The 12894-nt window shown below is 72.4% G+C and carries 13 protein-coding genes and 1 pseudogene; 11 read left to right on the plus strand and 3 right to left on the minus strand.

Annotated features, from left to right (window positions below; all coding sequences use genetic code 11):
• Positions 1-7 precede the first annotated feature (7 nt).
• Positions 8-193, minus strand: coding sequence for a 50S ribosomal protein L28 (gene rpmB / locus ABEB00_RS20565; protein WP_105970634.1), 186 nt, complete (start codon positions 191-193; stop codon positions 8-10).
• 282 nt (positions 194-475) lie between these two features.
• On the opposite strand from rpmB, the gene ABEB00_RS20570 reads away from it, so the two are divergent.
• The 9 genes and pseudogenes from ABEB00_RS20570 to mutM all read left to right on the plus strand — a co-directional run bounded on the left by ABEB00_RS20570 (position 476) and on the right by mutM (position 10021).
• Positions 476-2218: a DAK2 domain-containing protein gene (locus ABEB00_RS20570; protein ID WP_345621372.1), complete on the plus strand. Its 1743-nt coding sequence runs from the start codon at positions 476-478 to the stop codon at positions 2216-2218.
• A gap of 126 nt (positions 2219-2344) precedes the next feature.
• Entirely contained in the window at positions 2345-4600 is a 2256-nt protein-coding gene (recG, locus tag ABEB00_RS20575) for an ATP-dependent DNA helicase RecG (RefSeq protein ID WP_345621374.1), read from the plus strand.
• Between the two features lie 264 nt (positions 4601-4864).
• Positions 4865-5452: pseudogene (rsmD, locus tag ABEB00_RS20580) on the plus strand (16S rRNA (guanine(966)-N(2))-methyltransferase RsmD); the annotation flags it as partial.
• 26 nt (positions 5453-5478) lie between these two features.
• Positions 5479-5958: a pantetheine-phosphate adenylyltransferase gene (coaD, locus tag ABEB00_RS20585; RefSeq protein WP_345621517.1), complete on the plus strand. Its 480-nt coding sequence runs from the start codon at positions 5479-5481 to the stop codon at positions 5956-5958.
• A 109-nt stretch (positions 5959-6067) separates the two neighbouring features.
• Complete coding sequence (locus ABEB00_RS20590) at positions 6068-7228, plus strand: F0F1 ATP synthase subunit B (RefSeq protein WP_345621376.1); 1161 nt, start codon at positions 6068-6070, stop codon at positions 7226-7228.
• A gap of 176 nt (positions 7229-7404) precedes the next feature.
• On the plus strand, positions 7405-8058 hold the full coding sequence (locus ABEB00_RS20595; RefSeq protein ID WP_345621377.1) for a YceD family protein: 654 nt from the start codon (positions 7405-7407) through the stop codon (positions 8056-8058).
• 2 nt (positions 8059-8060) lie between these two features.
• Positions 8061-8234, plus strand: coding sequence for a 50S ribosomal protein L32 (rpmF, locus tag ABEB00_RS20600; RefSeq protein WP_073491177.1), 174 nt, complete (start codon positions 8061-8063; stop codon positions 8232-8234).
• A gap of 19 nt (positions 8235-8253) precedes the next feature.
• Positions 8254-9072: a ribonuclease III gene (gene rnc, locus ABEB00_RS20605; RefSeq protein ID WP_345621518.1), complete on the plus strand. Its 819-nt coding sequence runs from the start codon at positions 8254-8256 to the stop codon at positions 9070-9072.
• A gap of 88 nt (positions 9073-9160) precedes the next feature.
• A complete protein-coding gene (gene mutM / locus ABEB00_RS20610) occupies positions 9161-10021 on the plus strand; it encodes a bifunctional DNA-formamidopyrimidine glycosylase/DNA-(apurinic or apyrimidinic site) lyase (RefSeq protein WP_345621519.1) in 861 nt (286 codons plus the stop codon).
• Here mutM and ABEB00_RS20615 read toward each other — a convergent pair.
• Together ABEB00_RS20615 and ABEB00_RS20620 are read right to left on the minus strand one after the other, a co-directional pair.
• Entirely contained in the window at positions 10011-10433 is a 423-nt protein-coding gene (locus ABEB00_RS20615; protein ID WP_345621379.1) for a winged helix-turn-helix transcriptional regulator, read from the minus strand. The genes mutM and ABEB00_RS20615 overlap by 11 nt on opposite strands.
• A 31-nt stretch (positions 10434-10464) precedes the next feature.
• Positions 10465-11631, minus strand: a complete 1167-nt coding sequence (locus tag ABEB00_RS20620; protein ID WP_345621381.1) for a CAP domain-containing protein — start codon at positions 11629-11631, stop codon at positions 10465-10467.
• Positions 11632-11794: 163 nt separating this feature from the next.
• On the opposite strand from ABEB00_RS20620, the gene ABEB00_RS20625 reads away from it, so the two are divergent.
• Positions 11795-12076: an acylphosphatase gene (locus ABEB00_RS20625; protein WP_345621382.1), complete on the plus strand. Its 282-nt coding sequence runs from the start codon at positions 11795-11797 to the stop codon at positions 12074-12076.
• Between the two features lie 386 nt (positions 12077-12462).
• The gene (locus ABEB00_RS20630; RefSeq protein WP_345621384.1) at positions 12463-12681 is read left to right on the plus strand and encodes a hypothetical protein; all 219 of its coding nucleotides are present in this window, start codon (positions 12463-12465) and stop codon (positions 12679-12681) included.
• Positions 12682-12894: the final 213 nt, after the last annotated feature.

Raw genomic sequence — 12894 nt, forward strand, 5'->3', positions numbered from 1 at the left:
CTGAGCGTCAGCGCGAGACCTTGCCGGCCTTGATGCACGAGGTGCAAGCGTTCACGCGCTTCGGCGTCCCGCCGACCACCGTACGCACGCGCTGGATGTTGGGGTTCCAGCGACGGGGAGTACGGCGGTGTGAGTGCGAGATGGCGTTGCCGAAGCCCGGCCCCTTGCCGCAGACGTCGCAGTTGGCAGCCACGGGTCACTCCAAAGACTTCAGATGCACTTACGGTTGATCCCGGCATGCCCGAATCAAGACGCGGAACTCTCGACGAGCGGCCGTGAACTGAGTGGCGGTGCCAGGGGGAATGGCCCGACCGAGATCGGGCAACCGGAGCAGCATACAACGGCTGCTCCCGTACAACGAAACTACCATGGCAGCTCAGCGGCCCGTCCCGGCCCGCCGCCGCCGGGCACCGGCCCCGGGGTCTACGCTGCGTGCCACGTCCGGCCGCTCGATCCGCAGCTCAGGGAGGCGCAGGTGGCGCAGGTGCCGCAGAGGTTCTTCGACGCTCTGGCGGTGCGCACCTGGTGCGGCCTGGCCCTGCGGGGGCTGGGGCGGCACCGCGAGGAGATCGACGCGATCAACGTCTATCCGGTCGCGGACGGGGACACCGGCACCAACATGTATCTGACCGTCGAGTCGGCCGCCGCGGCGGTGGAGGCGGTGTTCTCGGCCCACGAGACGGAGACCGGGGCGGCGGACGGGACCGGCGGTCCGCCCGGTCCCTCGCTCGCCGAGGCGGTACGGGCCATGGCGCACGGGGCGCTGATCGGCGCGCGGGGCAATTCCGGGACGATCCTGGCGCAGTTGCTGCGCGGCATGGCCCTGGTGCTCGCCGCCGAGGGTGAGCGGGCCCACACCGAGGGGCCCGGCCTGCGGCTCGCCCTCCGGCAGGCGGCCGACTCCGCGCGGCAGGCCGTGGCCCGCCCCGTGGAGGGGACCGTCCTGTCGGTCGCGACCGCCGCCGCCGAGGCCGCCGAAGGCACCGAGGGCGACTGCGGAGCGGTGGCCAGGGCCGCCTACGAGGGCGCCCGCACCGCGCTCGCCGCGACCCCCGGACAACTGCCCGCCCTCAAGCGGGCCGGAGTGGTGGACGCGGGCGGGCACGGTCTGGTGACGGTGCTCGCGGCGCTGGTGGAGACGTTCGCGGGGCGGACCGCGGGGGCGGACTCCCGTACCGACCACCGCGCGAGGCAGGGGGAGCCGCGCACCCGCGTGGTGCACGGCGCCGGCCCCGCGCGGGACGCGCCGGCCGGTGAACCGGAGGCCGCCGCGGAGTGCCCGCCGGGCGCGGACGGCCCCGCCTTCGAGGTGATCTACCTCCTGGAGGCCGACGACACCGCCGTGGCGCGGCTGCGCGAGCGGCTGGACGCCCTCGGGGACTCCCTGGTGGTGGTCGGCGGCGACGGACTGTGGAACGTCCACGTGCACGTGGACGACGCCGGGGCGGCCGTCGAGGCGGGCGTCGAGGCGGGGCGGCCGCACCGCATCCGGATCACCCACTTCGGCCACGGCGACGCGCACACCACCGGTGCCGGGCGCCCGCCCCGGGAGCGGGCCCAGCGGGCCGTGGTGGCCGTCGTGCCCGGCGAGGGACTGGCCGGGCTGTACGCGCGGGCGGGCGCGATCGCCGTGCTCGCCCGCCCCGGGGAGCCGCCCGCCAGCGGCGAGCTGGTCGAGGCGGTACGCCGTGCGCACGCGCGGGAGGTGGTACTGCTGCCGAACGACGCCGAACTGCGGCACACCGCCGCCGCGGCGGCCGAGCAGGCCCGGACGGCGGGCGTGCGGGTCGCCCTCATCCCGACGCGCTCCGCGGTCCAGGGCCTCGCGGCGCTCGCCGTCCACGAGCCCGAGCGGCGCTTCGACGAGGACGTGGTGGCGATGACCTCCGCGGCCGGCGCCACCCGTTACGCCGAGGTCGCGGTCGCCGAACGCCAGTCGTGGACCACGGCCGGCATCTGCCAGGCCGGTGACGTCCTCGGCCTCGTGGACGGCGACGTGGCGGTGATCGGCTCGGACGTCACCGCGGTCGCCGAGACCGTCCTCGGCCGCATGCTCGCCGCCGGCGGCGAACTCGTCACCCTCGTCCTCGGCGACGAGGCCCCCGACACCGTCGCCGACCACCTCCAGGCACGCGTCCGGAAGACGTACCTGGCCGTCGACACGGTGGTGTACAGCGGCGGCCGGCAGGGCGCACCCCTGCTGATCGGCGTGGAGTGAGCGGACGGCCGGCCGTCCTGCCGGCGGCTCGGGCCCCCGCCCGGATGTCCCGCCCGTAGCTCGGGCCACCCGTCCGGCCAGGTGTTTCCGCCCTGGTGCGCGGCGATGTCAGTGCCGTGGTGTGCAATGGATCTCGTGTCCGGACTGCCTGAACCACTGCGACAGCCGCTGAAGTCGGTGCTCGGCCCCGCCACCGCGAAGGTGATGGCCGAGCACCTCGGCCTGCACACCGTCGGCGACCTCCTGCACCACTACCCCCGCAGATACGAGGAGCGCGGCCAGCTCACCCACCTCGCCGACCTCCCCATGGACGAGCACGCCACGGTGGTCGCCCAGGTCGCCGACGCCCGGCTGCACACGTTCGCCTCCGCCAAGGCCCCGCGCGGCAAGGGCCAGCGCCTGGAGGTGACCATCACCGACGGCAGCGGACGGCTCCAGCTCGTCTTCTTCGGCAACGGCGTCCACAAACCCCACAAGGACCTGCTGCCGGGCACCCGCGCGATGTTCTCCGGCAAGGTCTCCGTCTTCAACCGTCGGCTTCAACTGGCCCATCCCGCGTACGAGTTGCTGCGCGGAGGCGGCGACGACGGCGATGGTGACGGTGACGGCGAGGAGGCGGTGGAGAGCTGGGCCGGCGCCCTCATCCCCCTCTACCCGGCCACCGCCAAGATGGAGTCCTGGAAGCTGGGCAAGGCCGTCCAGACGGTACTGCCCGCCGCGCAGGAGGCCGTCGACCCCCTCCCCGGCTCCCTGCGCGAGGGCCGCGGCCTGGTCTCCCTCCCCGAGGCCCTGCTCAAGATCCACCGCCCGCAGACGCAGGCCGACATCGCCGCCGCCCGCGCCCGCCTGAAGTGGGACGAGGCGTTCGTCCTCCAGGTGGCCCTGGCCCGCCGCCGGCACGCCGAGACCCAGCTCCCCGCCGTTCCGCGCCGGCCCCTGGCCGACGGCCTGCTCACCGCCTTCGACGACCGCCTTCCCTTCACTCTCACCGACGGCCAGCGGAAGGTCTCCGCGGAGATCTTCGACGACCTCGCCACCGACCACCCGATGCACCGGCTGCTGCAGGGCGAGGTCGGCAGCGGGAAGACGATGGTCGCCCTGCGCGCCATGCTCGCCGTGGTCGACGCCGGGGGACAGGCCGCGATGCTGGCGCCCACCGAGGTGCTCGCCCAGCAGCACCACCGGTCGATCGTGGAGATGATGGGGGAGCTGGCCGAGGGCGGGACGCTCGGCGGGGCCGAGCACGCCACCAAGGTGGTGCTGCTGACCGGTTCGATGGGTACCGCCGCCCGCCGTCACGCCATGCTCGACCTGGCCACCGGCGAGGCCGGCATCGTCATCGGCACCCACGCCCTGATCGAGGACAAGGTGCGCTTCCACGACCTCGGCCTGGTCGTCGTGGACGAGCAGCACCGCTTCGGTGTGGAGCAGCGCGACGCCCTGCGCGGCAAGGGCAAGCAGCCCCCGCACCTGCTGGTGATGACCGCCACCCCGATCCCGCGCACGGTCGCCATGACCGTCTTCGGCGACCTGGAGACCTCCGTCCTGGACCAGCTCCCGGCGGGGCGTTCACCGATCGCCAGCCATGTCGTCCCGGCCGCCGACAAGCCGCACTTCCTGGAACGCGCCTGGGAACGGGTCCGCGAGGAGGCGGCCGGCGGCCACCAGGCCTACGTCGTCTGCCCCCGCATCGGCGACGAGGAGGACGACCCGAAGAAGGCCGGCAAGAAGAAACCGCCCGCCGAGAGCGCCGCCGAGGCCGACAAGCGCCCGCCGCTCGCCGTCCTCGACGTCGCCGACCAGCTCGCCAAGGGCCCGCTGAGCGGACTGCGGGTCGAGGTCCTGCACGGCCGGATGCACCCCGACGACAAGGACGCCGTCATGCGCCGCTACGCGGCCGGCGAGACCGACGTGCTGGTCGCCACCACCGTCATCGAGGTCGGGGTCAACGTGCCCAACGCCACCGCGATGGTGATCATGGACGCCGACCGCTTCGGCGTCTCCCAGCTCCACCAGTTGCGCGGCCGGGTGGGCCGCGGTTCCGCCCCCGGCCTGTGCCTGCTGGTCACCGAGATGCCGGAGGCGAGCGCCGCCCGCCAGCGCCTGAACGCCGTCGCCGCCACCCTGGACGGCTTCGAGCTGTCCCGCATCGACCTCGAACAGCGCCGCGAGGGCGACGTCCTGGGCCAGGCCCAGTCCGGCGCCCGCACCTCCCTCAAGGTGCTCGCCGTCATCGAGGACGAGGAGATCATCGCCGAGGCGCGGCAGGAGGCGGCGGCGATCGTGGCGGCCGACCCGGAGCTGACCGGGCTGCCCGGCCTGCGCACGGCCCTGGAGGCCTTGCTGGACGAGGAGCGGGAACAGTACCTGGAGAAGGGGTGAGCGCCCCGGCCGCCAAGCCTCGGCGGCCCGGCGGCCCGGCGGCCCGGGGCTCGGCGGTTCGTCGGCCTGTCGGGGGCTCGGGCGCGCGGGCCCGTATGGGCTATGCGGCCGACGCCGCGCGGGCGCGACCAGCCACACTGAGACGCGAGGCCGCTCACGACCGAGCCAGGTACAACCCGGCCACAGTCCGCTCCAGCCACAGTCCGCTCCAGCCGCAGTCCGCTCCAGCCACAGTTTGACCCAGCCGCCCACCACCAAGGACCACAGATGACCCGCGTGATCGCCGGCACGGCCGGCGGACGCCGCCTCGCCGTCCCGCCGGGGACCGGCACCCGGCCCACCTCCGACCGTGCGCGCGAGGGCCTCTTCTCCACCTGGCAGGCCCTCCTCGGCGCCCCGCTGGACGGCGAGCGCGTCCTCGACCTGTACGCCGGCTCCGGCGCCGTCGGCCTGGAGGCGCTCTCCCGGGGCGCCGGTCACACCCTCCTCGTGGAGGCGGACGCCAAAGCCGTCCGCACCGTCCGGGAGAACGTGAGGAGTCTCGGCCTGCCGGGCGCCGAGGTCAGGGCGGGCAAGGCCCGGCAGATCATCCAGGAGACCCCCCCGGCACCGTACGACCTGGTCTTTCTCGATCCGCCGTACGCGGTCCCGGACGACGATCTTCGGGAGATCCTGCTCACACTCCGCTCCGGGGGGTGGCTCACGGCCGAAGCTCTCGTCACCGTGGAGCGCAGCACCAGAGGCGGCGAGTTCGGCTGGCCGGAGGGTTTCGAAGCGCTCCGGGCCCGTCGCTACGGCGAGGGAACGTTTTGGTACGGTCGCGCCGCCTCCACGTGCGAAGACGCACGATGACCGGACTCGAGAGCGAGGGATCGCCAGTGCGCCGCGCCGTCTGTCCCGGGTCGTTCGACCCGATCACCAACGGACATCTCGACATCATCGCCCGGGCCTCCAGGCTGTACGACGAGGTGTACGTCGCGGTGATGATCAACCAGGCCAAGAAGGGCCTGTTCGAGATCGAGGAGCGGATAGACCTGATCCGCCAGGTCACCGCCGAGTACGGGAACGTCCGCGTGGAGTCCTTCCACGGCCTGCTCGTCGACTTCTGCAAGCAGCGCGACATCCCCTCCATCGTCAAGGGCCTGCGCGCGGTCAGCGACTTCGACTACGAACTGCAGATGGCCCAGATGAACAACGGCCTCTCGGGGGTCGAGACCCTCTTCATACCGACCAATCCCACCTACAGCTTCCTCTCCTCCTCCCTGGTGAAAGAGGTCGCGACCTGGGGCGGCGACGTCTCCCACCTGGTGCCGCCGCTGGTCCTGGAGAAACTCGCCGGGCGGCTGAAGCGGGACTGACCCGGCCCGTGCGGCGGACGGCTCGTCGTCCGGTGTTCCGCGCCCGCCCCGGGGTCGTACAGTCGTCCCGTCCGTCTCCAACACAGCTTCAGAGAGTGGCGAGCACACGGTGGACGTGCAGAACAAGCTGGACGAGATCGTCACGATGGTCTCCGGCGCCCGCGCCATGCCCATGTCGGCCTCGTGCGTGATCAACCGCGCCGAACTGCTCTCCCTGCTGGAGGAGCTGCGCGCCGAGCTGCCCGGCTCCCTCGCCCAGGCCCGGGAGGTCATCGGCGACCGCGACCAGATGGTCGCCCAGGCCCGCCAGGAGGCCGACCGGATCATCGAGAGCGCGCACGCCCAGCGCGGCTCCCTGATCTCCGACACCGAGGTCGCCCGCCGCTCCCAGGCCGAGGCCGACCGGATCGTCACCGAGGCCCGCCAGGAGGCCGAGGAGATCCGGGCCGAGGCCGACGACTACGTCGACTCCAAGCTCGCCAACTTCGAGGTGGTCCTCACCAAGACCCTCGGCTCGGTCGGCCGGGGCCGCGAGAAGATGCTGGGCACCGGGCCCGGCGCCGGCGAGGACGGCTACGCGGCCCCCGAAGAGGACGACGCCCCCGAGCGCAGCCACGACCCCGAGACCCTGCGCCGCGACGCGGACGCCTACGTCGACGCCAAGATGGGCGCCTTCGAGGCGGTCCTCGCCAAGACGCTGCAGGCCGTCGGGCGGGGCCGCGAGAAGCTGCACGGCCGCATCGCCAGCGACGACCTCGGCGCCCTGGCCGACGACCCCACCACGGTCCGCCACTCCAGCGACGCCGACTACCTCGCCGACCTGGCCGCCCTCACCGACGGCCCCGCCGAACAGCCCCGGCAGCGGGAGTACGAGGCCCCGCAGCAGCCCGCGGCGGCCCAGGCCGCACCGGCCGACCAGGACGTCTACGGCTACCCGCAGCAGCAGCCGGACCCCTACGGCGGGTACCGGCAGACCTACGGCGACCAGCAGGACCCGTACGGCTACCCGCAGGCCGACCCCTACGACGCCGCCTCCGGCTACGTCCCGGCGCCGGGCGGCTACCAGGGCTACGACACCCAGCAGCCGGCGTACGACCCGCAGCAGGCCCAGCAGGGCTACGGCGAGCCTCAGCAGCACCACCAGCAGCAGCACCACCAGCAGGAGCAGCACCACCAGCAGCCGCAGGCGCTCGACGAAACCAGCCTCTTCGACACCGGCATGATCAGCGCCGAGCAGCTCAGGGCGTACGAACAGGGCCGCGGCCTGTAGGGACCCGGCGGCCGGCGAGGGTCCGGCTGCCCGGCCCCGGGGGTCTCCGAGTACCGGATTGGGCCGAAAGCGAATGGTCCAGTATCCTGGTTCTTCGGTCGCGTGTACGTCCGCGATCCCCGCTGCCCGGAACACCACGGGGCGGCATCCCCTCAGCCCGGAGACCGAAAGCAGGAATGGTTCTGAACGCGCGCCTCGACCACCGCAATCCCCTCGTGCTCGACACTCACGAGCTGGGACGGCGTCCTGGTGCGCAGCAGCGCCTGACCCGCACGGTCGACGCTCCCAAGGACCTCGGTCTGCGGGGGGTCATCGGAGTGCCGGAAGGCACCCCGGTGGAGCTGGAGCTGCGGCTCGAGTCGGTCATGGACGGTGTGCTCGTCACGGGTACCGCCCGTGCGACGGCCCGGGGGGAGTGCGTAAGGTGTCTGGAGCCGGTCGAGCTCGCGCTCGACACGGATTTCCAGGAGATGTTCTCGTACCCTGACGCCGACGACCGGGGCCGTGTGAAAGCGGAACCGGCCGACGACGCCGAGGACGACGAGGACATGCTTTTCGTCGAGGACGGCTTGATCGACCTCGAAACAGTGCTGCGTGATGCGGTGGTGCTCGCACTGCCGATGCAGCCGGTGTGCCAGGAAGACTGCCAGGGCCTGTGTTCCCAGTGCGGAGCACGTCTGTCGGACGACCCGGACCACCAGCATGACGCCGTCGACATCCGTTGGGCGGCTTTGCAGGGACTCGCCGGTTCACTCGGAGACGGCGAGAAGGACGAGATGAGCGGCGGCGCGCCCCAGTCAGCACGCGCCGACGAGAAGCAGGAGAAGTAGCCGTGGCTGTTCCGAAGCGGAAGATGTCGCGCAGCAACACGCGCCACCGCCGGTCGCAGTGGAAGGCTGCGGTCCCCAACCTGGTTGCGTGTGAGCGCTGCCACGAGCCCAAGCTGCAGCACATCGCGTGCCCGTCTTGCGGCACTTACAACAAGCGCCAGGTCCTCGAGGTCTGAGCGGCTGGTGAGAGGCACAGTGTCCACGCCGAAGAAAAACTCTGCGGAGCACCAGGCCTCGTCCCACACGCTTCTGGAAGGGCGGCTCGGGTACCAGCTCGAGTCCGCCCTTCTGGTGCGCGCGCTGACCCACCGTTCCTTCGCGTACGAGAACGGCGGTCTGCCGACGAACGAGCGGCTGGAGTTCCTCGGGGACTCCGTGCTCGGTCTCGTCGTCACCGACACGCTGTACACCACCCACCCCGACCTGCCCGAAGGCCAACTGGCCAAGTTGCGGGCCGCGGTGGTCAACTCGCGCGCGCTGGCGGAGGTCGGCCGCGGGCTGGAACTGGGCTCCTTCATCCGGCTCGGCCGCGGTGAAGAGGGCACGGGCGGCCGGGACAAGGCATCCATCCTCGCCGACACCCTTGAAGCGGTGATCGGCGCGGTCTATCTCGACCAGGGACTGAACGCGGCGGCGGAGCTGGTGCACCGTCTGTTCGACCCCCTGATCGAAAAGTCCTCCAACCTCGGTGCCGGCCTGGACTGGAAGACCAGTCTCCAGGAGCTGACCGCGACCGAAGGGCTCGGTGTCCCCGAGTACCTGGTCACGGAGACCGGCCCCGACCATGAGAAGACCTTCACCGCTGCCGCCCGCGTCGGAGGCGTCTCGTACGGCACCGGCACCGGCCGCAGCAAGAAGGAAGCGGAGCAGCAGGCCGCGGAATCCGCGTGGCGGTCCATCCGGACCGCGGCGGACGAGCGCGCCGCAGCGGCGGCCGAACCGGCCGCCCCGGAGACCGCGGTGGCCGAACCGGCCGCCACGGAGACCGCCGACGTCCCGTCGGCCTCCGCCTGACCCGCTTCACGACAGCGCGCCCGAGCGCCCGACCCCGGCACCGGGGCCGGGCGCTCGGCCGTCCTACCGTCCCGCAGTGGGGGAGCGCATGCCCGAGTTGCCCGAGGTCGAGGTCGTCCGGCGCGGCCTGGAGCGGTGGATCGCCCACCGGACCGTCGCCGACGCCGAGGTGCTGCACCCCCGCGCGGTACGCCGCCACCTCGCCGGTGCCGACGATTTCGCCCACCGTCTCGAAGGGCACCGCTTCGGCGTGCCGAGCCGCCGCGGCAAGTACCTGTGGCTGCCGCTCGCGGACAGCGGCCAGGCGGTCCTGGCCCACCTCGGCATGAGCGGCCAGCTCCTCGTCCAGCCGCACCAGGCCCCGGCCGAGAAGCACCTGCGCGTCCGCGTCCGGTTCGCCGACGTCCAGGGCACCGAACTGCGCTTCGTCGACCAGCGGACCTTCGGCGGCCTGTCGCTGCACGACACCGGCGAGGACGGCCTGCCCGACGTCATCGCGCACATCGCCCGCGACCCCCTCGACCCGCTCTTCGACGACGAGGCGTTCCACACCGCCCTGCGCCGCAAACGCACCACCATCAAACGGGCCCTGCTCGACCAGTCCCTGCTCAGCGGCGTCGGCAACATCTACGCGGACGAGGCGCTGTGGCGCTCCCGCCTGCACTACGACCGCCCGACGGCGACCCTCACCCGCCCCCGCACCGCGGAACTCCTCGGCCACGTCCGGGACGTGATGAACGCCGCCCTCGCGGTCGGCGGCACCAGCTTCGACAGCCTGTACGTCAACGTCAACGGCGAGTCCGGCTACTTCGACCGCTCACTGGACGCCTACGGCCGCGAGGGCGAGCCCTGCCGCCGCTGCGCCACCCCGATGCGCCGCCGCCCGTGGATGAACCGCTCCAGCTACTTCTGCCCGAAGTGCCAGCGCCCGCCGCGACTCACGGTGTGAGGGGAGCGCCGGGCGCCCGGACCGCCCGTTCGTCGTAGTGCTCCCGGGCCGTCAGGACCTCGTCCATGCGGCCTTCGAGGCACTCGATGAGGGCGAGGAGCCGGGCGGCCACCTCGTGGCCGAGCGGAGTCAGTTCGTAGTCGACGCGGGGCGGATTGGTCGGCTGGGCCTCGCGGTGCACCAGTCCGTCACGCTCCAGCGCGTGCAGCGTCTGGGCGAGCATCTTCTCGCTGACACCGTCCACGCGGCGCCGCAGCTCGTTGAACCGGGCCGGACCGCGGTGCAGCGCCCCGAGGGTGAGCGCGCCCCAGCGGCCGGTGACATGCTCCAGCGTGGAACGGGACGGACAGGCCCGGGAGAACACGTCGTACGGGAGGTCCCGCTCCTCCGTGCGCTCCTGCGTGGTCGACATACGCCCAGCGTACGTGAGCACGGGCGGGGCTTCAGTAACCGAAGTTCTGCGTCCACCACGGGCCGCCGGAACCGAAGTGCACGCCGACGCCCAGTGACGTGAAGTCGCAGTTCAGGATGTTGGCGCGGTGGCCCGGACTGTCCATCCAGGCGTCCATCACGGACTGGGCGTCGGCCTGGCCGCGGGCTATGTTCTCCCCGCCGAGGTTGGAGATGCCGGCCTGCTCGGCCCGGTCCCACGGCGTCGCGCCGGCCGGGTCGGTGTGGTCGAAGAAGCCCAGCGCGGCCATGGCCGCGCTGAACCGCTCGGCCAGGCCGCTCAGCGCGTCGCTCGCGTCGACCGGGGTGCACCCGACCTTGGCCCGCTCCGCGTTGACCAGTCGCACCACCTCGGCCTCGGCGGCGGCCCGGCGCGAGACGCTCGCGGACTCGTCGGCCTGCCCTTCCGGCTCCTCGGTGGCGGTCCGGGACGGGGTGGGCTCCGCCTTCTCGGCGGGAGTGGCCGCCGGCTTCTCGGCCGTCGGCGCCGACGCGGGCGGAGCGGACGACGCCGGGGCCGAGGGCTTCTTCGCGCCGGCGGCGGGGGAGGAGGGCGCGGCCGTACGGCCGGCGCCGGGAGCGGTGGCGGCGGAGTCGTCCGCGCCCCCGACGCTGCCCGAGGAGCCGCCCTGCTCGCCGGGGACGTTGCCGTGGGAGGTGCCCGGGGAGTCCGCCGACTGCACGCTGCCGCTGCCGTCGTCGCCGCCGCCTATCCGCAGGCCGCCGAGGCCGGGCACGGCACCGGTCGCCACCGCGATGGTGCCGATGGCCACGGCGGCCGAGACGCCGAGCAGGCCCGTACGGACCGGGGTGGCCGCCTTCTTCTTCCGGCGGCGACGGCCGCCGGGGCGGCGCGGCCCCTCGTCCGGGGCGAAGCCGTCACCGGGGAAGGCGACCGTACGGGCCGCGGGCGGCAGTCCCCCGGCGGAGCCGTCCGGGCCGAACAGAGCCGAGCCGTCCGGGCCGAACAGGTAGGCGTCGCTCCTGGCGCGTTCCTCGGCGTACGCCTCGGGACAGGCGTCGGGGTTCAGATAGGGCGCGATCCCCATGACGGGACGGTCCCCCATGACGGGACGGTCTCCCGTGACGGGACGGTCTCCCGTGGCGGGGCGGCTCCCCGCGGCGGCGCGGCCGGCGGCGGAGCGTCGGTGGCGTCCCATGTCCTGGCCTTCCTCGTCCTGACGAGTCGACTCTTCCTCGCGATCAACACCAAACCCACACCATCGAGTGAGTTTCATATGAGAGGCAGATGCGTCGGGACGGTACCGCATGGCGGCGCGGGAGGGTGTGACCCCAAGGACATTGGCCGGTTAGGTTGCAGCCATGAGCGACGACGTACGGCTGGTCGCCTGGGTGCGCGGACGTGTCCAGGGTGTGGGTTTCCGCTGGTTCACCCGGGCGCGGGCGCTGGAACTGGGCGACCTGAGTGGCTTTGCTCTCAATCTGGGCGACGGACGCGTCCAGGTGGTCGCCGAGGGCCCCCGGAAACGCTGCGAAGATCTCCTCGACTGGCTCCGCGGCGCCGACACGCCCGGCACGGTGGACGGCGTCACCGAGATCTGGGACACACCCCGCGGCGGCTACGAGGGCTTCGCCATCCGCTGACCGAGGACGCCGAAAGCTCCGCCGGAAGGGTGGCGCGGGCGAGCCGCCAGGAGGCGGCCGGACGGGAAACGAGCAGGTGGTTGCCAACGTGGGGTTGTCGTGGCAGGCTCCCCACGGCATAGTGATCGCCACGCCCCGAGGGGCCCGCAGGAGTCGCCGCGCAGCCGTTTCCAGGCCGTGTGCCCCGGGCCGTCCGCCGATACGGGGCGTGATCGTGTTGACCGTCAAACTTTTTGGTGAGACTCTGAAAGCCCCGCGCACCTTAGCTGTTTGGCATGGTTGAACGGCAGGCAAGAACACCGAAATGCCAAGCAACGCGGGTGCGAATCCCTCACGACCCACACCGCATCGGTCGGTCGGTCACTCATTGTGGAGGACCATCCATCATGGCAAAGGCGCTTCTCGGTTACGTCGGCGGCTCCGACCCTCGACTCCTCGCCGAGATGCGACGGCTCCAGCAGCGCGTCCAGGACCTGGAGTCCGAGCTCGGGCGAATCCAGGCGGAGAACGACGCGTTGGCGGCTGCCGCTTCTCACGACAGGATCATGGAGATGGAGAGCATGGAGAGCGTTGACGCACACCAGGCGGAGCCTGCGCTCACCTGATCACTGCTCAGTTACCGCACGAGCAGAGTTCGGGCTGTCCGCTCGGTTGCTCAGAGTTGCAAGGGACGCTTCGGCGTCCCTTCTTTCTTGCCCGGTCCACCGGTCGGCACGGTCCGCACCCCGCGCCCGTTAATCCCCCGCGCATCCTTTCACTCTCTTTAACGTCTGATGTGCCCTGCGCGTTCAGAGGTGAAACCGCGGGGGTCCAGGCGT

Source organism: Streptomyces ziwulingensis (assembly GCF_039542605.1).
GTDB lineage: Bacteria > Actinomycetota > Actinomycetes > Streptomycetales > Streptomycetaceae > Streptomyces > Streptomyces ziwulingensis.